Source organism: Micromonospora sp. NBC_01699 (assembly GCF_036250065.1).
Classification (GTDB): Bacteria; Actinomycetota; Actinomycetes; order Mycobacteriales; family Micromonosporaceae; genus Micromonospora_G.
Window position 1 is genome coordinate 8156050 of record NZ_CP109199.1, and the last position, 20336, is coordinate 8176385.

Here is a 20336-nt window from a genome sequence, read left to right on the forward strand (position 1 = left end):
GCCTACCCTCGGGCCACAACCCCTACCAGGAGGAACACCCATGCGCAGCGCGCTGTTCTCGGCAGAGAATCTGGAGAAGGAGTCCGACCAGCCCGGCCTGCGGCTGCAAAACTCCAAGATGCTGAAGATCGAGCTGAACGGCGAGGCAATGGCCCGCGTCGGCTCGATGGTGGCGTACCAGGGGCAGGTGCAGTTCCAGGCACTCGGCTCCGGCGGCATCGGCAAGTTCCTCAAGCAGAAGCTCACCGGCGAGGGTGTGCCGCTGATGAAGGTCACCGGCCGGGGCGACGTCTTCCTCGCCGACTACGCCAGCGACGTACACCTGATCGACCTGGAGCCGGGCGACGCGTTGTCGATCAACGGCTCCAGCGTGCTGGCCTTCGACTCCAGCCTCCAGTACGACATCAAGATGGTCGGCGGCGCCGGCATGGCCTCGTCGTCCGGCCTGTTCAACTGCGTGTTCACCGGCTACGGCCGGATCGCGATCACCACCAAGGGGACCCCGGTGGTGCTCAACGTCGACCAGCCGACCTACGTCGACCCGCAGGCGGCGGTCTGCTGGTCGGCGAGCCTGCAAACCGGCTACCACCGGGCCGAGCAGCTCGGGCTCGGCACCCTGCTCGGACGCCGCACCGGGGAAGCGTTCACGATGAGCTTCGCCGGCCAGGGCTTCGTGGTCGTCCAGCCGTCGGAGGAGCCGCCGGTGCAGGGCAGTGGCCAGCAGGAACAGCAGGGCGGTCTGCTGGGCGGACTGCTGAGCTGACCCGGTGACCGGGGTCGTGCGGGGTGGCCGTGGCAACGGTCGCCCCGCCGTACGGTCAGCCGATGTCGCCGGTGCGCAGCCGGGTCAGCCACGCGGTCGCGTCGGCGTAGTCGGCGTCGGTCAGGCCCGGCGGCGCCGGTACCGGCCGTTCGTGCGGCGCCACGCCCCACCGGTGCCGGGGATAGGAGCCGAGGAACCGGACCTCGGCGCAGATCCGGCGTAGCCCGCGCAGCGCCTCGCCGACCCGGTCGTCGGCGACGTGCCCGGTGCAGTCGAGAAAGAAGACGTAGCGGCCCAGGGCCTCGCCGGTCGGGCGGGACTCGATCCGGGTGAGGTTCACCCCGCGTACGGCGAGTTCCATCAGCACCGCCAACAGCGCGCCGACCCGGTCGTGGGCGATGAACACGGCCAGCGAGGTCACGTCGTCGCCGGTCGGCGGCGGCGGGGTCGCCGGCCGGGTGACCAGCACGAACCGGGTGACCGCGTCGCCGTGGTCGGCGATCTTCTCGGCCAGTACGGCCAGCCGCTGCCGGGTCACCCCGATCGGTGCGCAGATGGCGGCGTCATGTTCGCCGGCCGCGGCGGCCGCGGCGGCGGCCCCGTTGGAGAGCACGTCGACCACGGTGGCGTTCGGGAGTTGCTCCCGCAGCCAACCCCGGCACTGGGTGGACGCCTGCGGATGGGCGGCCACCGTACGGATCTCGGCCAGCGTCCGGTCCGGCCGGGCGGCCAGCACGAACTCGACCGGCAGCACCACCTCGCGGGCGATCATCAGGGGTTCGCCGTCGACCATCTCGTCGAAGGTGACCCCGACCGCGCCACCGATCGAGTTCTCCAGGGGCACCAGCGCCGCGTCCGCGTCGTCGTGGCGGACCGCGTCGAGCGCCTCCGGCACGCTGCGCGACGGCGTACGGCTGCTCCGCTCGGCGGCGGGCAGGGTACGCAGCGCCTGCTCGGCGAAGGTCCCCTCGGGGCCGAGATAGACGAACCGGGTCGGCGGTATGCCGGGCATGCGGTCCAGCCTACGCACCCGTGGTGGGCGGTGCAGTGGTGTACCCGCCGATGCCGACGGGTGGCGGGGTTTCGCAGGCGGCGGTCCGGATGCCGGCGGGTGCGCCCGTACGCACCGGGATGCTGCACACGTCGGTGCCGGCGGTGACCAGGGTCAGCGCGGTGGCCGGTCCCTTGGATACGACCTGCCAGGGGCCCCGGTCGCCGACCTGGATCACGGTGTACTGCCAGTCGCCGGCGCAGAGTGGGCCGGGTGCCGGGACGGTCAGACCGACCCCGCGCGGGATTCCGGTGGACGAGCGGCGGAGCAGGGCGACCACCTGGTCGGCGGTGGGTTTCCCCTGGCACGCGACGGCGGTGTTCTCGCCGAACAGCGGCGTGGGGCTCAACGGGAGGCCGGACGTCGGAGTACGGGTTCCGGGTCCGGCCGGCGTGCTCGTCGGGCTCGGATGTGCGGTGGGCGACGGTAGGTCACTGCCGGGTGGCTTGCGGAGTTCAGGCGGGGTGCCGCAGCCGGCCGGGGCGAGGCAACCGACGAGCAGGCCGCCGGCGAGCAGCCGGCGGGCCACTGTGGTGGGTAAGGATGGTGCGCGGAGCACGGGCCGATTCCTTGCGCCGGGGCGGAAAAGCCGATCAGTTGACCGGGCCCCATGGTATTGCCTGAAACCGGGCGTAGGTAGAGGCTCAGCCGGAGACCCGGTGCCCGGCGTGGGTCAGGGTGGCCAGAGCCTCGGCGAGCCGGACCGCCGGAACCATCAGGTAGTCGGTGTCGTAGGTCGAGAACGCGAAGATGTTGACCCGCGCGTCGGCGAGCGGTACGACCAGCGACGCCAGGACCCCGGTCAGCGCCATGTCGAGCGGGCCGGCGACCCGCAGGCAGCGCCACGGGGTTTCGACGGTGGCCTCGACCGGCGCCCGGTCGGCCCGGCAGATGATCGACACCTCGTCGGCGGTCCAGGTCACCGACAGCACGCCGGACTCGGCCGAACCGCTCAGCAGGCCGGCGGGGAGCGACGAGCCGGCCGGCAGCCGGCACACCGCGTATTCCTCCGGAAGCAGAGCGATATCCAACATGAGGGAACCTTACGGTGAGCCTGGTCGGCCGCCCAACTCCTTACCGTGCGGTGATTGACACAGTGGGTCGGGCGGTCAGATCTTGGCGAAGAAGGTGAGGGATCCGGCGACCGCACCCGCGACCAGCAACGGCGTCGAGATCGCGTCCACCGTGGCGTCGGTTGTCGGGCCGGTGCCGGCCTGCACGCGGAGCAGGCCGCGGGTGAGCCGGCCGGAGCTGAGCGCGAGCAGCGGCGGGATCTTGTCGACCTCCTGCTCGTGCAGCTCGCCACGGGCGGCGGTGAAGTCGAGCAGTCGCAGTTCACCGTCGAGCAGCGGGTGGCCCACCACCTTCGCGGGCGCGCTCAGGCCGAGCAGTGCGCAGCAGGAGTCGGAGATGGCGGTGATGGTCGTACGCAGGTCGATGAGCAGGCACGGCTCGGCGGCTCTTGAAACACTGGCGGACCAGTGGTTGAAGCTGTCGGACTCGTGACCCGTCGAGGTGTCGTCGGCAGGTGACACGAACGCCTCGGTGAGTGAGAGTTCGACGTGGGCCACCGCGCCTCCTATGCACTCCACCGGTCGGACCCACGCTAGCCGATCGCGACGGTTCGGTGCTCACCCCCGGTGGGGTCGTCGCAACGGCCAGCCATGACAGCACCCGGCCCCGGGCAGGGCCCAGCGATGCCACGGGGGCGAAAGCGGACTCTCGCCCCGATAGGTGACGCTGGCTCGTGACGTTACCGGTGGCTGGCCCGCTTGTCAGCGGCCGTTCGGCCGTCCTCGTACCAACGGTAGTCCGCGGCCGACCGGTACGGGCCGTTCAACCAGGTGGAAGGCGCCTGCGCGACCTGGGACAGTTTTTCGGCGGTGGCGGCGCTGATCTTGGCCCCGCCGGCCACCAGGAGGCGGTCCAGTTCGCGGTGGGTCGCGACCAGACACTCCTTCGGCAGGCCGTAGACGCTGATCACGCCGGAGCCGACGAAGGTGAGCACCGGGGTGACGGGGATGTTCAGGCCGACCGCGGTGGAGAGCGCCTTGCTCGCCCGCTTGGCGTCCCGGCGTGCCTCGGCGACGTAGTTCGGGCGCTTGCCGTTGATCTGGACCACGTCACCGGCGATCATGACGCGGGCCCGGCCGTGGTCGGCGATGGTGACCGCGAACAGCCCGCTGGGTCCGATGGCGAGGAAGCTGGCCCGGTCGTCGCGGGCGCCGCGGTCCAGGACCGGGTTCGACCCGGACATGTCGGCCCGCGGTACGTCGATCACGTGCCACGAGGGACCGAGGTGGTCGAGCTGGTTGAGTGCGCGTGCGCCGGCCGCCTCGACCCGGCGGGCGTCGCGTTCGGCGCGGCGACGGCGGGCCCAGTCCAATGGGGTGGGTCGGGCTGCTTCGAGCTCCGCGGACGGCCCGTTGGGTGGCGGAGCGGGTAGGGCCCGAGCGGTCGAAACCGCGCGGCGCGCAGGAAACACAGTCATCGTGACCTCCGGCAAAAGGTCCCTCGGGTTATGTCTTCACTACCGTACGTGGCCACACCGGTGGTTCGGCAAGGCGAACCGCTGAGTGAGTATGGATGAATGCCATATTCATGCCCAGCCCGTTTTCCCGGATGGTGACAAGTCCTGCCCTACGCTTCGATGGTGACACACTACGTCGACAGTGAGGTAGGCCGTCTTCGTACGGTGCTGCTGCACCGCCCCGGCGGCGAACTCGCCCGGCTCACGCCCCGGAACAACGGCTCGCTGCTCTTCGACGCCATCCCATGGGTTGGACGGGCCCAGGAGGAGCACGACGCCTTCGCCGCCGCGCTCGCGTCCCGTGGGGTCGAGGTGCTGTACCTGGGAAACCTGCTGGCCGAGACGCTGGCCCTGTCCGACGCCCGAGCCGAACTGACCGAACAGGTGCTCGCCGACCCCCGGCTCGGTGAGACGCTGCGGCGGCGGGTCGCGGACCATCTGACCTACCTCGACCCGGCCGCGCTCGCCGGCGTACTCATCGCCGGGCTCGCGCACGAGGAGCTCCGTACGAGTTGGGACCGGCCCGGCGGGTTGGTCTACACGTTGCTCGACCGGCACGACTTCGTCATCGACCCGTTGCCCAATCTTCTCTTCACCAGAGATTCATCAACCTGGATCAGAGACCATGCCGCCGTGACCAGTCTCACCATGCCGGCCCGGCAGCGGGAGACCTCGCTGACCGACGCGATCTACCGGCACCACCCCCGCTTCGGCGGTACGCCGTTCGTCTACCAGCCCGGTCTGGAGCGGATCGAGGGCGGCGACGTGCTGCTGCTCGCCCCCGGCGTGATCGCGGTCGGTGTCGGTGAGCGGACCACCCCGGCCGGTGCCGAACGGCTGGCCCGCCGGGTCTTCGCCGCCGAGCTGGCGCACACCGTCCTGGTGGTGCCGATCGCGCAGGAACGCGCCACCATGCACCTGGACACCGTCTGCACCATGGTCGACGTCGACACCGTGCTGATGTACGCCAACGTCGCCGACACCCTCACGGCGTACACCGTGGTCGCCGGCCCCGACGGCGAGCCGCAGGTCGACGGCCCGGCGTCGTTCCTGCGGGCGGCGGCCGACGCGATGGACCTGGACACGCTGCGGGTCATCGACACCGGACTCGACCCGGTCACCGCCGAACGGGAACAGTGGGACGACGGCAACAACACCCTGGCCCTGGCACCCCGGCTCTGCGTCGCGTACGAGCGCAACGTGGAGACGAACGCGCAGTTGGAGCGGGCCGGGATCGAGGTGATCCGGATCGCCGGTTCGGAACTCGGCTCGGGCCGGGGTGGCCCGCGCTGCATGTCGTGCCCGCTGGTCCGCGACCCGCTCCGGTAACCGCGCCGCCCCGGATCGAGGAGCGGATCGTCAGCGCAGGGTCAGTTGCCGGCCGACCAGCCCCTGGCGGGCGCGGCGGGCGGCGCCGTCCAGCGGTGCCGGGTCGGCGAGCGCGCCCGCGTACCGCTTGGCGAAGTCGGCCAGCGGGGCCTCCCACTCGTCCGCCTCCGGGTTGCGGGGCAGGTCCCAGACCGGGACGAGCCGGCCGTGGGCCCGGAACATGCCGGCGAACCGGGTGCCCTCGCCGAGGGTCAGCTCACCGGCCGCGCTGAGCCGGGACAGGGCGTCGAGCGCGGGATCCTCGTCGTCGGGCAGCACCCAGCGCACGTGGCTCTTCTCCGGCACCCGACACCAGTACGCGGCGGGCGCGGCGGCCAGCCGTACGGTCGGGTAGATCGAGGCGTTCGCCCGCTCCAGCGACGCCTGCACCGTCGGGTCGTCGGTGGCGTCGGGGTCCAGCCAGAAGTCGAAGCCGTCGTGCATGGTGATGTCGAGCCGGTCGGTCACCAGCAGGTCCTGCAACCGGGGCCCGATGCCGGGCAGCGGCGGCACCGACACCTGCTTGCCGGGTTCGGCGTCCAGGGCGGCGAGCAGCGCCACGGCGAGGTCGCGGGAGACATCACCGGACTGGTCGTGGCGTTGCAGGCCGATGAAGACCCGACCATCCGGCTTGGTCATCGCCGGCCAGGCCATCGGCAGCACGGTGGAGAGCGTCACCGGGCGGTCGCCGTACCGCTCGACCAGGTCGGGGTGCAGCCGCAGCGGGGCCGACGCGGCCGGTACGAGTTCGCGCAGGGCGATCCACTCCGCCTCGTCGGCGAGCCCCTCGAACGGCCGGGGTACGAAGACGTCGCGGATCTTCTCCCGCTTCTCCTTCGCCCGCTGGCCGCCGGCCGGGGCGCCGCTCGAACCGGCAACGGACGCGGACCGGGTTTGCTTTCGACGCTTGCTCACGGCGAGACAGCCTAGAGGATCGGGCCCGGACTCCGGTCGGCTCGGGCCCGGTACCGGCCGGATCGGCTCAGTGCAGGGCGACCAGGCGGTCCGCGGCGGGGGCGGCGAGTTCGGCCCAGACGCTCTGCCCGAGCCCGTCCCGTTCGACCCCCCAGCCGGTGGTGAGCGCGGTCACTATGTGCAGGCCGCGGCCGTCGATCGCGTCGAGCCCGACCGTCCGGATCCGGGGTGAGGTGCTCGCCCCGCCGTCGGTGACCCGGATTCCGACCACGTCGGTGCCCGGACCGTGGCGCAGTCGCCAGGCCACCCGGACCACGCCGCCGGGTAGCGGCTCGGCATGCCGGACCGCGTTGCCGACCAGTTCGGCCAGGACGGCCACGACGTCGGCCAGCAGTTCCGCCGGGATAACGCCGGACAGCTCGGTGGCCAACCGCTGCCGGGCCGTCCGTGCACCGCTCGCCTCGTGCGGTACGACCACGCACCAGGAGCGTTCAGCGATCCCCGTAACCACGGACGTGCCTCCTCGGGACACCGCCGGAATCCATCGGCGCGGATCACCCTCTCGGCAGCCGCACCTCTGCGACCGTACCGCCCCCGGCCCGGGGTCGCAGGGAAACCCATCCATTTTGTCGCTCGACGATCCGGCGGACCAGGTAGAGGCCGAGGCCGGCGCCGGGATAGCGCCGCCGGTCACCGGACTCGCCCTGCCAGAACCGGTCGAACGCACGCTCCACGTGCTCGGAACGGATGCCGACGCCGCGGTCGCTGACCCGGAACGCCACCGTGTGCCGGTCGGCCTCCGCGCGCAGCTCGACCGGGGAGTCGGCGGGCGAGTACTTGTCCGAGTTGGTGGCCAGCTCGGTCAGCACGGTGGCCAGGCTGGCCCGGTCGCCGAGCGCCTTGGGCAGGTCCGCCGGCAGTGCGAGGACGAACCGGCGGCGCAGGTGCGCGGGCAGGTCGGCGACCGCGGCACGCAGCGCCTCGACCAGGTCGAACGGTACGGGCGCGCCACCGCCGACCGGACCCGCGTCGTTGGCCGCCGAGAGCAGTCGGTCGACCAGGCGGGCGAGTTCGCCGGCCCGTTGCCCGATCACCCGGGCCGCCTGGCGCCGGTCCGGTTCGGAAAGTGAGTCCCAGTGGTCGGTGAGCGTGTCGGCGTACCCCTTGATCACGGTGACCGGCGTACGGAGTTCGTGGCTGGTGACCGCGACGAACAGGTCGGTGTCGTGGTCCTGCCGGAACTGGTCGGTGACGTCCCGGAAGGTGACCACCCGGGACGCGACGGCGCCGGGCAGCTCGCCCGAGGTGATTTTGAGCCAGCGCCCGTCGGGCAGCCGGTGGTCGAGCACCTGTCCCGGCGGCGGCAGCGGGAACGGCAACGGCCGGTTGAGCACCTGGGCGGCCACCCGCCCCACGATCCGCTCGGCCGCCGGGTTCCAGAGTCGGACGAAGCCGTCCCGGTCGGCGATCGCCAGCCCGTCGGCGAGCGCGGCCACCACCGGCCCGTCCCCGTGTACGGGCAGGCCCGCCTGGTCGCCGTACATGTGCGCGACGCAGGAGGCGACGTACGTCAGCACACTGCGGTACTCCGCGCCGCAGTGGTCGTCCCCGTCCGGGTAGAGGGCGTGCAGGCTGCCGATCATGACGCCGCCGATCTCCGCCCGCGCGACCACCATCCGGCGCAGGTCCGACCCGTCGGGCTGGTTGGCGAGTTCCCAGGAGAGCGCGTCGACCCGCATGTCCTGCACCCTGGCGCCGAGACGCAGCCGTTCGGTCGCCGGGTCGCCGAGCGGCACCGGCCGACCGAGCGCCCACTCGGCGGCGCCGGTCGCGGCGATGATCCGACCGCTGGTGGGGGCGTACTCCACAAAGGCCATGCCGGCCGCGCCGACCGTCCGCTGGGCGACCCGGAGCAGGTGACCGAGGACCGGCAGCGCGGCGTCACCGGAATTGATCATTTCGATGACGACGGTGTGGCCGGCAACGAGCGCGGGGTAATCGGGGCGGTCCGGCATGCCCCGAGTCTGCCTTCTCCGGTCGGCTTTCGGCAGTCCCGGTCGTCCGGCTTCGATCGGCTCTCGGCAGTGCCGGTCCCCCGGCTCCGGTCGGCTTTCCGCAGTGCCGGTCGTCCGGTCAGCGACCCAGCCGGCGCAGGACCAGCGCCGGGCGGTCGGTGATGATGCCGTCCACCTCGCAGTCGAGGACCAGATCCAGATCGGCGGGCTCGTTGACCGTCCAGACATAAACCCGGTTGCCGGCCGCGCGCAGCGCCGACACCAACCGGGGACGGGCCCGGATCAGGCCGATGCCGGGGCCGGCGATCCTGGCTCCGAACGGCAGCCGTCCCATCCGCAGCCAGGGCGGCAGCACCTCTAGCAGGAGCACGGTGGGCAGTCGCGGGGCCAGTTCGCGGACCCGGCGTACGGCCAGCGGCGAGAACGACATGACGGTGACCCGTACGGTCGCGTTCGGGCCGGTGTCGAGCAGCCCGTGCCGGCGGAGCAGGTCGACCAGCCGGCGCTCGACGTCGGCGCCGTACCTGGTCGGGTGTTTGGTCTCGATCAGCAGCTCGACCGGGCGACCGGCGGCGCGGACCGCGGCCAGCAGCCGGTCGAGGGTGAGTAGCCGGGTTCGGGACGGGTCGGCCGGTACGTCGGTCGGCAGGTCCTCCCCGGTCGGCGCGGTGTGCCACGAGCCGAAGTCGAGCCGGTCCAGCTCGGCGAGGGTACGCGTGCTCACCAGCCCGGTGCCGTTGCTGGTCCGGTCCAGCCGCCGGTCGTGTACGCAGACCAGGTGCCCGTCACGGGTCAGCCGGACGTCGCACTCCAACCCGTCGGCGCCCTCGTCGAGCGCCCGCAGGTACGCGGCGAGGGTGTGTTCGGGCAGCACCGCGGAGGAACCGCGGTGCGCGAACACGAGAGGTCCGGTCATCCTCAGATCACTCGGGCCGGCTGCCCGTTCTCGCTGCTCACCGGCCGGCCGGAGGCGGCCCACTGCTGCATGCCGCCGTCGAGGTTGCGGACGTTGTCCCAGCCGTTGCCGAGCAGGTAGGAGACGACCTGACCGGAGCGGCCGCCGGACCGGCAGACCACTACCACGTCCCGATCGGTGGGGAGCTCGGCGAGGCGGGCCGGCACCTCCATCATCGGCAGGTGGTGCGCGCCGGGCGCGTGGCCGGCCGCCCACTCGTCGGGTTCGCGTACGTCGAGCAGGTATGCGTCGTCGTCGACCTCGGACACCGTCACGCTGGGGATTCCAGATCCGTTCACGACCACCAGCCTAGAGCCCGGACGGTCGGGGCGGCGCGGCCGGGCGGGCGAACCCCACTACAGTCTGTTCACCCATTTAGGGTTGGCTTGTACCCATCCGTCCAGGTCGGGACCGCGCAGCGACTGGAAGAGTCCGGGCGCGCCGTCGTCCAGCATCACGTACGACGTGTCGCCGATCATCTCGGAGCGGGACGGCACCTGGATGCCCTTCATCGCCTCGGGGCGCAGACCGCGCAGGCCGAACAGGATGTCCTGGGTCTGTTTGCCGTTGGTGTCCACGGTCAGCGAGGCGCCCACCGCGCGGATCACCTGGTCGAGTTTCAGCGGGTTGGTACGCAGGTCGCTGGCGCTGGCCTTGTCCATGATCGCGCGGAGCAACTGCTGCTGGTGCCGCTGCCGGTCGAAGTCGCCCGCGGGCAGGTCGTAGCGCTGGCGGGCGTAGTCCAGCGCCGTCGCCCCGTTCATATCCTGACAGCCGGGGTTGAACTGGGTGTTGGTGTGGATCGACCGGACCGGGGTGTCGACGCACATCCGTACGCCGCCGAGCAGGTCGATGACCTTGCGGAAGCCGGAGAAGTCGATCAGGGCCGCGCCGTCGAACCGAAGTCCGGTGACCTGGGTCAGGGTCGCCGAGAGCAGCCGTGCGCCGGGCTGTCCGCCGCCGCCGTAGTGGAACGCGGAGTTGATTTTGTCGGATCCGCCGGCGTAGGCGTTCGCGGGCGACGGCGGTATCTCCACCAGCAGGTCCCGGGGTACGGAGATCAGGTAGGCCCGGTTCAGCCCGGCCGGGACGTGCGCGATCAGGATCGTGTCCGCCCGCTGGTCGCCCTGCTCGCTGGCGGCCCGCCGGTCCGAGCCGACCAGCAGGTAGTTGAGCGGACCGTTGCCGGTGCCCCCGTCCCGGCGGGCGGCCGGATCGAGCAGGAGTTCCTTGGCCAGGCTGCGGTCGTACCGTTGGGTCACACCGTGCAGGCTGAGGCTGGCGCCGACGGCGACCAGCACCAGGACGATGCCGAGGCCGAGCAGGAATCTGGGCCAACGTGCGGTACGGCGTGCCCGCTTCGTACGGCGGCGCCCCGATCCGCCCGAGGGTGACGAATCCGACTCGCGTTCCGGGTGCTCCGGCTGATCCCGAGTCACCCGCTTCGATTTGAACGTGACAGCCTCCCGGACCCCTGCCGCGTGGGCATCTCCCACGTCCGGCCTGGATCCGGGCTACCCGCCCAGCGGCGTTTGTAGCGTCACGCCGGTCACTTCTTGGTCGAGATCACGTTCGGGTTGGCGGCGATGAAGTCGGCGAGCTTGTCGTCCCTGACCGCCTTGAACATCTCCAGGCTGATCGGCTTGAGCACCTCGCGCTCCTCCGCGCCCTCCGTGACGGAGTTGAAGTGGCCGTCGTTGGTGCGGAGCATGACCAGGTCGTTGGCGGCCACGCCGCGCATGGTGAAGACGAAGTCGGCGACCGGCGTACCGCCGGTGTCCAGCACGAACGCCTCGCCGGCGGACTTCACCAGCCCGTTCAGCTTGATCGGGTTGGTGATCACCCCGCTGTCCATCGCCTTCTTGGCCATCGCCTTGATCAGTTGCTGCTGGTGCTGCTGCCGGTCGTAGTCGCCGTTCTTCAGGCCGTAACGCTGGCGGGAGAAGTCCAGCGCCTCCCAGCCCTTCATGTCCCGGCAGCCCTTCTTGTGCACGATCGGCTTCATCGGCTTGCCGGACCGCTCGGCGTCCGAGTTCCACATCGGCTTACCGTCGACCCACTTCATGTGGTACGAGGTGACCTCCTGGTCGACACAGAGATGCACCGAGCCGAGCGCGTCGATGACCTTCTTGAAGCCCTCGAAGTTGATGATCGCGGCACCGTCGAAGCTGATGCCGGTCAGGTTCTTGATCGTCGCCGCCATCATCTGGGCGCCGCCGGCCCAACCGGCCCCGTTCTTGGCGCCGATCTCGAACGCGCTGTTGATCTTCGCCGTGCCGCCGCCCCAGCCGCTCTTCTTCGACGCCGGCACCTGCACCTCGGTGTCGCGGGGGATCGAGACCAGGTACGCCTGGTCGTGGCTGGCCGGGATGTGCAGCACGATGATGGTGTCCGCGCGGACGTTCTCCGGACCCCACGCACCGCGCACGTCCACGCCGAGCAGCAGCATGTTGATCGGACCCTCAAGGTCCTTGCCGCCCTCGGCGTCGCTCTTGCCGGCGTCACCGAGCAGGTTCTCCTGCTCGATGCCGCTGGTGGCCTGGTTGATCACGACCTTGCTGCCGACGATCGCGACGCCGCTGCTCACCAGCAGGACCGCGCCCATGATCAATGCGAGCCGGGCCCAGAGCGGATCCTTGCGCCGGGCGCGCTTGCCGCCCCTTGTGGACTTCCCGACCGTGGTTCCGGTGCGGCCCGGCGGCTCGGTCTGGTCCGGCGACGGGGAACGTCGGCTGGTTTGAACCGGCATGCTCGCTCCACTTCGCGGATCGATGGGGGCGAGCCCACTGTACGGACAAGGGCGGAATCGCGCGAGTCTCGTACGTTTCAAACCTGTGTCTTGTTCCCCGTGTATCTCCGTCGATGGCTCGATTCGAGTGTTTCCGCTGCCATTCAGTTACTGTCCGGGGTTGCCGGCGTACCGTTCGCCTGCGCCCACTCGGCCATCTTGTCGGCCGCCATCGCCTGGTACATCGCCAGCGCCTTCTCCCGGTTGGACACCACCACCGACTCCCCGTTGATGGTGTCGCTGCCCAGGTTCGGACTGGTGTAGAAGTGCAGATTCTCGCCGCGCAGGTTGCGGAACTCGACCGCCATGTCGACCACCGAGAAACCCTGGTCGGCGGTGACCGCCGAGGTGACCGACTTGAGGAACGAGTTCAGCTTCGCCGGGTTGGTCAGCGTGCCGGAGCTGGCCGCCTTGTCCAGCAGGGCCTTGAGGAACTCCTGCTGGTGGCGCATCCGGGCGAAGTCGCCGTCCGGGAACTGGTAGCGCTGCCGGATCCAGTCCAGCGCCTCGGTGCCGTCCATGTGGTTGACGCCCTTGTTGAACTTGCGGAAGGGCTTGTGGATCGAGGTGGTGGTCTGCTCGACGGTCAGGTCCACCCCGCCGAGCGCGTCGGTGACCTCCTTGAAGCCACCGAAGTCGATCGCCATCACGTGGTGGATGCGCACGTCGGTGACGCACTCCACGGTCCGTACGGCCAGCGGCAGGCCGCCGAATGCGAACGCACCGTTGATCTTCCCTCGCGCTCCGCTGCCGCACTCCGCCCCGGCTCCGTCCGGAATGGGTACGTATAGATCGCGGGGAATGGAGACGAGGTAGGCCGCTTTGTGGTCGGCCGGAATGTGCATCACGATGATCGTGTCGGCCCGCCATTCGCTCTTCTGGTCCACCGGCGCGTCGGGGTCGCGCGAGTCACTGCCCACCAGCAGGATGTTGAGCGCGCCGTTGACCGACTTCGGCCGTTCGCCGGTGAGTTCCGAGAACGGGTCGGTCCGGGCCAGGTCGTTGTCCAGGCCGCGTACGTAGATCCAGGTGCCGCCGGCGGCGAGTAGGGCGAGCACGAGTACGGCGGCACCGGCCACCATGGCGATCCGGCCCCAGCGGGGGCGCGGGCCGGGTCGTACCGGTCCACCGGGCGGCACCGGTCCACCGGGTCCGGTCGGCCCACCCGGCCCGTTGGGTCCGCCGGGTCCACTCGGTCCGGTCGGTCCACTCGGTCCGGTCGGCCCGCCGGGAACGGCGGCGTACTCCCGGTCCCGCCCGCGCGGGGCCCGGCCGTAGGTGCGGCCGGTGCGTCCGGAGTCGGATCCGGAAACGGATCCGCGTCCGGCGGTGCCACCACTCGAACGCAGGTGGACGGAGACGGGCAGGGGACCGGCAGACGCGCTGGCTGACATGTCCATCAGGGTACGGAGCGAAGCCAAGGGGCGCTGGTCAGCAACCGCCCGGTGTCAGCCCAACCGGTGACTGAAGTGCTCGATCGTACGACGGAGCCCCTCCTGCGGCGGGATGGTCGGCGCGTAGCCCAGCCGCTCGCGGGCCAGGGTCAGGTCCGGCCGGCGCATCTCCGGGTCGTCCGCGGTCCGGTTGACGTACGTCACCGAGGAACGGCTCCCGGTCAGGGTCACTATCAGTTCGGCCAGCTCGGTCATGGACACCTCGTGCTCGGTGCCGCAGTTGATCGGGCCGGTCTCGGTCGAGTCGAGCAGCATCAGGATGCCGCGGACCAGGTCGTCGACGTAGCAGATCGAGCGGGTCTGGGTGCCGGTGCCGTGGACCGTGATCGGCTCGCCGCGCAGGGCCTGGGTGATGAAGGTCGGGATGGCCCGCCCGTCGTCCGGCCGCATCCTGGGCCCGTACGTGTTGAAGATCCGGACGATTCCGGCGTCGAGACCGTGGAAGCGGTGGTAGGCCATGGTGGCCGCCTCGGCGAACCGCTTGGCCTCGTCGTAGACGCTCCGGATGCCGACCGGGTTCACGTTGCCCCAGTAGGTTTCCCGCTGCGGGTGCTCCCTCGGGTCGCCGTACGCCTCGGAGGTGGAGGCCATGACGAACCGGGCACCGTCGGCGACGGCCCGGTCGAGCAGGTGCAGGGTGGCGATGGAACCGACCCGCAGGATCTCGATCGGCAGCGTGGCGAAGTCGGTCGGGCTCGCCGGGGACGCCAGGTGCAGGATCGCGTCGAACCGCGCGGCGATCGCCGGCTGGTGCTGCGGCAGCCCCTCGGAGACGTCGGCCTCGACCAGGGTGAACCGGGGGTGCTCGATCAGGTGGGCGACGTTGTCCTTCGACCCGGTGACGAAGTTGTCCATCGCGACAACCGTGCAACCGCGGGCGATCAGCGCGTCTACCAGGTGAGACGGGACGAAACCAGCGCCTCCGGTGACGAGTATGCGGTGACCTTGTCCGAATCGCTGGGCTACCACCATGCCGCCAGCCTACCCAGGATGCCGATCTCGGGTGGGTCATGGGTGGCGGGGGGTGACCGTACGGCAGCGGTTGTGTCGGTGCGTCGTTGATCGGTTGCTCAGGGTCGGTAACCGCTGTTCGGTGCCGGGCAACCCGAGGTCGCCCGGCACCGAACATGCTGCCCGGATCGGGTCAGTGCGCGCCGTGTCCGGTGAGCGCCCGCACCTCAAGCTCCGCGTACTTCTCGTCGTCGGTCTCCTTGGACACGATCGTGCCGATCCAGCCGGCCAGGAAGCCGAGCGGGATCGAGATGATGCCCGGGTTGGACAACGGGAACCACTGCCAGTCGTGGTCCGGGAACATCGAGGTGGCCGCCCCGGAGACGACCGGGGAGAAGAACACCAGCAGTACGGCGCTGAGCAGGCCGCCGTAGATCGCCCAGACCGCGCCGGAGGTGTTGAACCGCTTCCAGAACAGGCTGAACAGGATGGCCGGCAGGTTGCCGGACGCGGCGACCGCGAACGCCAGCGCCACCAGGAAGGCGACGTTGAGGTTCTGCGCGAAGATCGACAGTGCGATCGAGATCGCGCCGATCACGAACGCCGAGATCCGGGCGACCCGGACCTCCTGCCGCTCCGACGCCTCGCCGCGCTTGATCACGTTGGCGTAGAAGTCGTGCGCCAGGCTGGACGACGACGCCAGGGTGAGGCCGGCGACCACGGCGAGGATGGTCGCGAAGGCGACCGCCGCGATGATCGCGAGCAGGGTGGCCCCGCCCAGTTCGCCGCCGAAGAAGTCGGCACCGAGGGCCTGGGCGAGCTGCGGCGCGGCGGTGTTGCCGGCCTTGTCCTGCGCGGTGATCGCCTCCCCGCCCACCAGGGCTGCCGCGCCGAAGCCGAGGGCCAGGGTGAACAGGTAGAAGGTGCCGATGATGCCGATCGCCCAGAGCACGCTCTTGCGGGCCGCCTTCGCGGTCGGCACGGTGTAGAAGCGGATCAGGATGTGCGGCAGCCCGGCGGTGCCGAGCACCAGGGCGATGCCGAGCGAGAGCAGGTCGACCTTGTTGTAGAAGGTCTGGGTGGCGTTGCCGGCCACCTCCACGCCGTACCGCAGGCCGGGTTCGAGGAACGCGTCCCCCTTGCCGGAGGATGCCGCCGCGTCGCCGAGCAGCGCGGACAGGTTGAACTTGTAGTGGGCCAGCACCAGCAGGGTCATCACCAGCGCGCCGGTCATCAGCAGGAACGCCTTGACGATCTGCACGTACGTGGTGCCCTTCATGCCACCCACGGTCACGTAGATGATCATGAGGGCGCCGACCATGATGATGGTCGCGATCTTGGCGGCGTCGGCGTCCATGCCCAGGAACGTCGTCCCCGGCCGGATCCCCAGCAGCAGCGCGACCAGTGCGCCCGCGCCGACCATCTGGGCCAGCAGGTAGAAGATCGACACGGTGATGGTGGAGACCGCGGCGGCGGTCCGGACCGGTCGCTGCCGCATCCGGAACGCCAGCACGTCCGCCATCGTGTAGCGGCCGGAGTTGCGCAGCAGTTCGGCCACCAGCAGCAGGGCGACCAGCCACGCGACCAGGAAGCCGATCGAGTAGAGGAAGCCGTCGTAGCCGTACAGGGCGATGATGCCGGCGATGCCGAGGAACGAGGCCGCCGACATGTAGTCGCCGCCGATCGCCATGCCGTTCTGGAAACCGGTGAACGAGCGGCCACCGGCGTAGAAGTCGGTGGCGGTCTTGGTCTGCCGGCTGGCCCAGATGGTGATGCCCAGGGTGGCCGCGACGAAGACCAGGAACAGCGTGATGGTGAGCGTACGGGCGGTGTTGTCCCCGGCCGCCGCGGCGAACACGTCGGTCATCGGGACTCAACCCCCTGGTCGAGTTCTGCCCGGATCCTGTCCGCGACCGGGTCGAGCTTGCGATCGGCGTAGCGGGAGTACAGCCACGCGATCAGGAACGTGGAGACGAACTGCAACAGCCCGAAGATGAGGGCCACGTTGATGTTGCTGCCGAAGAGCTTCGTACTCATGAAACCGCGGGCGTACGCGGAGAGGATCACGTAGAGCGCGTACCAGAGGAAGAACGCCACCGTCATCGGGAAGACGAAACCGCGTAGCGCCTTGCGGAGCCCGCTGAACTCGTCCGACTGCTGAACTGCGACGTACCGATCCGGCGCACTCGCCGGTGCGGGAGCATCCGTGGACATGGGAGTCACCACCTTCGCAGGTGTGGGGGATTTCGCGCACCGTAAGGACCCGGCCGACCTGCCGGAAAGCGGTGTACGGGCCCCTGCGGGCGGCTGCGCCGAACGGGCTACTGGCTGCGCCGAGTGACCTCGGTCACGTCGCTCAACGGTGCGGCCGACGTCGCGTCGTCAGCCGGCCAGGCCCCGGTAACGGCCCCGGTGGTACACCATCGGCACGCTCTCCCCGACCACCTCGACCACCTCGATGGTGGCCTCCACCAGCAGCGACCAGCCGTACTCGCGCGAGCCGTCCAGCCGGCAGCCCAGCCACGCCCCGGCGTCGGCCGGCACCGGCCCGTACCCGGTTCGGGTCCACTCCCCGGTGGCGAAGAGTCCGCCCGGCGCGGGGAAGAGGCCGGCGAACCGGTCGGCGAGCTGCCGGTGGGCCGGGCCGAGGGTGGCGACCGCGAACCGCCCGGTGACCGACACCGCCGCCCAGAACTCCGACTCCTCGTCCACCAGGCCGAGCAGCCGACCCGGATCGCCGTCCGCGATCACGGTCGAGGAGACGGTCAGGCCGGCCGGCGGGTTCCGGTCGTCCCCGGTCCCGCCACCGGCGGTCCAGAGGGTCACCGCCGAGGCCAGCCGGCCGCGCATCCGGCGGACCGGGGACCGGTCGGCGTCCGGGGTGGCGAACGGGTCGGAGTCGTGGATCCGGGCGCCCGGTTCTGGATTCACGTGAAACACCCGCCGCCGTTCGCCGTGGTCCCCTGTCCGCTCACCGGCACATTGTCCCCGGTCACCGGCGCGGGGTGATCGCGACCAGTAGTTCCGGCATCCGCCGGTCGAGCACGCCACCGGCGAGGTGGATGCCGAGGGCGAGCGCGCCGAGGCCGTACGCCAGGCCGACCGGCAGGGCCAGCCAGAGCCACACCCCGCCGAGCAGGGCGGTGGCCAGCACCATCGGCAACGCGAGCACAGACCCGACCAGCATCGCCAGCAGAACCTGGGCGCTCTTCGCCACCCCGGCGCCACTGTTCATCGCGAACGGGTTGGTGCTCTCCGGCAGCGCGTACGGGCTCAGGATCGAGACGTACAGGGTGACCGCCAGGCCGCTGCCGTACGCCGCGAAGAGCGACCCGGCCAGTACGCCGATCCACTCCGGTTCCCGCAGGAAGAACGCCAGGACGGCGGCGATCACCAACAGCATCGGCCCGACGTAGAGCGTGAACGCGACCACCCGTGCCCGCAGCTCCAGCCGGCCGGGCACGCCCGCGATCACGTTCGCCGCGTACGCGCTGCCGTCCCAGCCGAACTGGTTCGCCGGGGTGACCGCCGCGACCACGCCGACGAACAGCATCGACAGGCTCACCAGCACCGGGGACGCGTCCAACTCGGTCGGCCCGGTGAACAGACCCTGGCTGCCGATGTTCACCGACACCGGGACGAAGATGCCGACCACGGCGAAGGTGATCAGGCTGGCCCGGCGGCGGGTGTCCCGCCACCAGTAGCGGGCCTCCCGGGCCACCAGCGCGCCGTACCGGTCACGCGGCAACCAGCCGAGAATCCACGGGAAGAGCTGCGCGCTCGACCCCCTACCGGCGGCCGGCTGAGCCCGCGCCGCCCGGTCGGTGCTGGCCGTGCCGAGCATCGCCGCCTCCAGCGAGACCGACCACCAGCGCAGCAACGCGGCGATGGTCCCGGCCGTGATCAGCAACTTCACCGGTACGGCCCAGCCCCGCCCGTCGGCGACGTCCAGACCCATCGTGTACGGCGCGGCGAGCGGGGTCCAGCTCAGCACCCCGGCGATACCGGCCAACCGATCCCAGTCCGCCCGCCCGACCGCGCTGAGCACCGCGATCTGCAACGGACCGAGCAGGGCGGCGCAGACCGCGAGCAGGATCGCGGCCAGGTCGCGTACCTTGCGCGACCGGAGCATGTTCGAGAACGCGCTGGTCACCGCGCGGCTGGCGATGACACAGAGCAGCAGCCCGGCCAGGACGCCCAGCCCGGTGACCAGCCCCGCACCCCAGCCGCCCAGCGCCCAACCGGTCAGCACCAGACCGCTGGTGGCGAGCAGTGCCGCCGCCGCGGGCACCCCGATCAGCGCGGCGGCGATCAGGCCGGTGAGCAGGGTGCGCCGGGACAGCGGCAGCAGGGCGAAACGGGCCGGGTCGAGCGTCTCGTCCACCCCGAAGAAGATCAGCGGCAGCAGCAGCCAACCGATCACCAGCAGCGCGCCGACGAAGGCGGCGGTGATGCCGGCCATCTGCCGGTTGCCGGCCAGACCGGGCAGGGCCAGCAGCAGGAACCCGGACGCCGCGAACCAGCCGCCGATCAGGATGCCGCTGAGGAAGATGGCGATCCGCCAGCCCTGCCCCCGGAAGCTGTTGGCCATCATCCGCAGCTTGAGCCGGACGAAGTGCCGGGCCGAGACGGGATGTATGCCGGTCACTCCACCCTCGGCGCTCAGAGCCACGCCAGTTCCTCCCCGGTCGCCGTACGACCGCCGACCACCTCGACGAAGACGTCCTCCAACGAGCGGTCACCGCGCACCTGGGCCAGCGTGCCGACCCGTTTGATGGTGCCGTCGGCGAGGATCGCGACGTGACTGCACAGCCGCTCCACCACCTCCATCACGTGGCTGGAGAAGACGACCGTGCCGCCACCGGCGACGTACCGCTGGAGGATGTCGCGGATCAGGGCGGCGGAAACCGGGTCGACCGCCTCGAACGGCTCGTCCAGGACGAGCAGCCGCGGCCCGTGCAGCAACGCGCAGGCCAGGCCGATCTTCTTTTTCATCCCGGCCGAGTAGTCGACCACCAGGGTCCGCCCGGCGTCTGCCAGCGCGAGTACGTCCAACAGTTCGCCGGCCCGCTGGTCGACCACCGCCGGCTCCATGCCCCGCAGCAACCCGTGGTACGCCAGCAACTCGGCCCCGCTGAGCCGGTCGAACAGCCGTACGCCGTCGGGCAGCACACCGAGCAGCTGCTTCGCCCGTACCGGGTCGGCCCAGACGTCGTGGCCGAGCACCCAGGCCGCGCCCGCGTCCGGCCGGAGCAGTCCGACAGCCATCGACAGGGTGGTGGTCTTGCCGGCGCCGTTGGGGCCGAGTAGGCCGTAGAACGAGCCGGCCGGCACTTCGAGATCGACCCTGGCGACGGCGATTTTGGCATCGAACCGCTTGCCCAGCCCGCGCAGCGCGAGAGCGGCGTGCTCAGCCCCGATCATCCCTTGACGGTAGTCGCTCAGAGCGCCGAATCGTGTCCGTGCCGTGCCGATCCGTCACCGTGCCCGCGTACGCGGAAGTCACCCGCCGAGGCCGCTGCCCGGCCGGGGCGAGCCCGATCCGT

At 70.8% G+C, this 20336-nt stretch carries 20 protein-coding genes and 1 pseudogene; 2 read left to right on the top strand and 19 right to left on the bottom strand.

Features of this window, described 5'->3' with window-relative positions; all coding sequences use genetic code 11:
• Nucleotides 1–40: 40 nt before the first annotated feature.
• Entirely contained in the window at nucleotides 41–763 is a 723-nt protein-coding gene (locus OG792_RS33955; RefSeq protein ID WP_329105910.1) for an AIM24 family protein, read from the top strand.
• Nucleotides 764–818: 55 nt separating this feature from the next.
• Here OG792_RS33955 and pheA read toward each other — a convergent pair whose 3' ends face one another.
• The 5 genes from pheA to OG792_RS33980 form a co-directional block, all read right to left on the bottom strand.
• A complete protein-coding gene (gene pheA, locus OG792_RS33960; RefSeq protein ID WP_329105912.1) occupies nucleotides 819–1775 on the bottom strand; it encodes a prephenate dehydratase in 957 nt (318 codons plus the stop codon).
• A 10-nt stretch (nucleotides 1776–1785) separates the two neighbouring features.
• A complete protein-coding gene (locus OG792_RS33965) occupies nucleotides 1786–2343 on the bottom strand; it encodes a hypothetical protein (RefSeq protein WP_329105914.1) in 558 nt (185 codons plus the stop codon).
• A gap of 115 nt (nucleotides 2344–2458) precedes the next feature.
• Nucleotides 2459–2848 (bottom strand): ACT domain-containing protein, encoded by a 390-nt coding sequence (locus OG792_RS33970; protein ID WP_329105915.1) that lies wholly within the window; start codon nucleotides 2846–2848, stop codon nucleotides 2459–2461.
• A 75-nt stretch (nucleotides 2849–2923) separates the two neighbouring features.
• Nucleotides 2924–3385 carry a PAS domain-containing protein gene (locus OG792_RS33975; protein ID WP_329105917.1) on the bottom strand — a complete coding sequence of 154 codons (462 nt, stop codon included), beginning with the start codon at nucleotides 3383–3385 and terminating at the stop codon, nucleotides 2924–2926.
• Nucleotides 3386–3567: 182 nt separating this feature from the next.
• Entirely contained in the window at nucleotides 3568–4305 is a 738-nt protein-coding gene (locus OG792_RS33980; RefSeq protein WP_329105918.1) for a hypothetical protein, read from the bottom strand.
• 159 nt (nucleotides 4306–4464) lie between these two features.
• Here OG792_RS33980 and OG792_RS33985 point away from each other — a divergent pair, with 159 nt between their 5' ends.
• Nucleotides 4465–5673 (top strand): arginine deiminase, encoded by a 1209-nt coding sequence (locus tag OG792_RS33985; protein ID WP_329105920.1) that lies wholly within the window; start codon nucleotides 4465–4467, stop codon nucleotides 5671–5673.
• Nucleotides 5674–5703: 30 nt separating this feature from the next.
• On the opposite strand, the gene OG792_RS33990 is transcribed toward OG792_RS33985, so the two are convergent.
• The 14 genes and pseudogenes from OG792_RS33990 to OG792_RS34055 form a co-directional block, all read right to left on the bottom strand.
• Complete coding sequence (locus OG792_RS33990; protein ID WP_329105922.1) at nucleotides 5704–6627, bottom strand: DUF5926 family protein; 924 nt, start codon at nucleotides 6625–6627, stop codon at nucleotides 5704–5706.
• Nucleotides 6628–6694: 67 nt separating this feature from the next.
• Complete coding sequence (locus tag OG792_RS33995; protein WP_329105924.1) at nucleotides 6695–7138, bottom strand: ATP-binding protein; 444 nt, start codon at nucleotides 7136–7138, stop codon at nucleotides 6695–6697.
• Nucleotides 7139–7181: 43 nt separating this feature from the next.
• On the bottom strand, nucleotides 7182–8642 hold the full coding sequence (locus tag OG792_RS34000; protein WP_329105926.1) for a sensor histidine kinase: 1461 nt from the start codon (nucleotides 8640–8642) through the stop codon (nucleotides 7182–7184).
• Nucleotides 8643–8760: 118 nt separating this feature from the next.
• Nucleotides 8761–9558: a glycerophosphodiester phosphodiesterase gene (locus OG792_RS34005; RefSeq protein ID WP_329105928.1), complete on the bottom strand. Its 798-nt coding sequence runs from the start codon at nucleotides 9556–9558 to the stop codon at nucleotides 8761–8763.
• 2 nt (nucleotides 9559–9560) lie between these two features.
• On the bottom strand, nucleotides 9561–9896 hold the full coding sequence (locus tag OG792_RS34010) for a rhodanese-like domain-containing protein (protein WP_329105930.1): 336 nt from the start codon (nucleotides 9894–9896) through the stop codon (nucleotides 9561–9563).
• A 57-nt stretch (nucleotides 9897–9953) separates the two neighbouring features.
• On the bottom strand, nucleotides 9954–11036 hold the full coding sequence (locus OG792_RS34015) for an LCP family protein (protein ID WP_442932346.1): 1083 nt from the start codon (nucleotides 11034–11036) through the stop codon (nucleotides 9954–9956).
• Nucleotides 11037–11146: 110 nt separating this feature from the next.
• Nucleotides 11147–12346 (bottom strand): LCP family protein, encoded by a 1200-nt coding sequence (locus tag OG792_RS34020; protein ID WP_329105932.1) that lies wholly within the window; start codon nucleotides 12344–12346, stop codon nucleotides 11147–11149.
• Nucleotides 12347–12489: 143 nt separating this feature from the next.
• Nucleotides 12490–13779: an LCP family protein gene (locus OG792_RS34025; RefSeq protein WP_329105934.1), complete on the bottom strand. Its 1290-nt coding sequence runs from the start codon at nucleotides 13777–13779 to the stop codon at nucleotides 12490–12492.
• A 54-nt stretch (nucleotides 13780–13833) separates the two neighbouring features.
• The gene (locus OG792_RS34030; RefSeq protein ID WP_329105936.1) at nucleotides 13834–14811 is read right to left on the bottom strand and encodes an NAD-dependent epimerase/dehydratase family protein; all 978 of its coding nucleotides are present in this window, start codon (nucleotides 14809–14811) and stop codon (nucleotides 13834–13836) included.
• 172 nt (nucleotides 14812–14983) lie between these two features.
• Nucleotides 14984–16657: a solute symporter family protein gene (locus tag OG792_RS34035; RefSeq protein WP_329105938.1), complete on the bottom strand. Its 1674-nt coding sequence runs from the start codon at nucleotides 16655–16657 to the stop codon at nucleotides 14984–14986.
• A complete protein-coding gene (locus tag OG792_RS34040; RefSeq protein WP_329105940.1) occupies nucleotides 16654–17004 on the bottom strand; it encodes a DUF485 domain-containing protein in 351 nt (116 codons plus the stop codon). The genes OG792_RS34035 and OG792_RS34040 overlap by 4 nt, the downstream gene beginning before the upstream one ends.
• Before the next feature lie 168 nt (nucleotides 17005–17172).
• Nucleotides 17173–17733: pseudogene (locus OG792_RS34045) on the bottom strand (flavin reductase family protein); the annotation flags it as partial.
• 49 nt (nucleotides 17734–17782) lie between these two features.
• Nucleotides 17783–19462 (bottom strand): ABC transporter permease, encoded by a 1680-nt coding sequence (locus OG792_RS34050; protein WP_329105944.1) that lies wholly within the window; start codon nucleotides 19460–19462, stop codon nucleotides 17783–17785.
• Nucleotides 19453–20211, bottom strand: coding sequence for an ABC transporter ATP-binding protein (locus OG792_RS34055; protein ID WP_329111607.1), 759 nt, complete (start codon nucleotides 20209–20211; stop codon nucleotides 19453–19455). The genes OG792_RS34050 and OG792_RS34055 overlap by 10 nt, the downstream gene beginning before the upstream one ends.
• Between the last annotated feature and the right edge of the window lie 125 nt (nucleotides 20212–20336).

Bases quoted from the DNA above. Each gene is read 5' to 3' on its own strand.
- OG792_RS34040 (WP_329105940.1), bottom strand. From the start codon at position 17,004: ATGTCCACGGATGCTCCCGCACCGGCGAGTGCGCCGGATCGGTACGTC.
- OG792_RS34035 (WP_329105938.1), bottom strand. From the start codon at position 16,657: ATGACCGACGTGTTCGCCGCGGCGGCCGGGGACAACACCGCCCGTACG.
- OG792_RS34030 (WP_329105936.1), bottom strand. From the start codon at position 14,811: ATGGTGGTAGCCCAGCGATTCGGACAAGGTCACCGCATACTCGTCACC.
- OG792_RS34025 (WP_329105934.1), bottom strand. From the start codon at position 13,779: ATGTCAGCCAGCGCGTCTGCCGGTCCCCTGCCCGTCTCCGTCCACCTG.
- OG792_RS33970 (WP_329105915.1), bottom strand. From the start codon at position 2,848: ATGTTGGATATCGCTCTGCTTCCGGAGGAATACGCGGTGTGCCGGCTG.
- OG792_RS34000 (WP_329105926.1), bottom strand. From the start codon at position 8,642: ATGCCGGACCGCCCCGATTACCCCGCGCTCGTTGCCGGCCACACCGTC.
- OG792_RS34020 (WP_329105932.1), bottom strand. From the start codon at position 12,346: ATGCCGGTTCAAACCAGCCGACGTTCCCCGTCGCCGGACCAGACCGAG.
- OG792_RS33985 (WP_329105920.1), top strand. From the start codon at position 4,465: ATGGTGACACACTACGTCGACAGTGAGGTAGGCCGTCTTCGTACGGTG.
- pheA (WP_329105912.1), bottom strand. From the start codon at position 1,775: ATGCCCGGCATACCGCCGACCCGGTTCGTCTATCTCGGCCCCGAGGGG.
- OG792_RS33980 (WP_329105918.1), bottom strand. From the start codon at position 4,305: ATGACTGTGTTTCCTGCGCGCCGCGCGGTTTCGACCGCTCGGGCCCTA.
- OG792_RS34005 (WP_329105928.1), bottom strand. From the start codon at position 9,558: ATGACCGGACCTCTCGTGTTCGCGCACCGCGGTTCCTCCGCGGTGCTG.
- OG792_RS33955 (WP_329105910.1), top strand. From the start codon at position 41: ATGCGCAGCGCGCTGTTCTCGGCAGAGAATCTGGAGAAGGAGTCCGAC.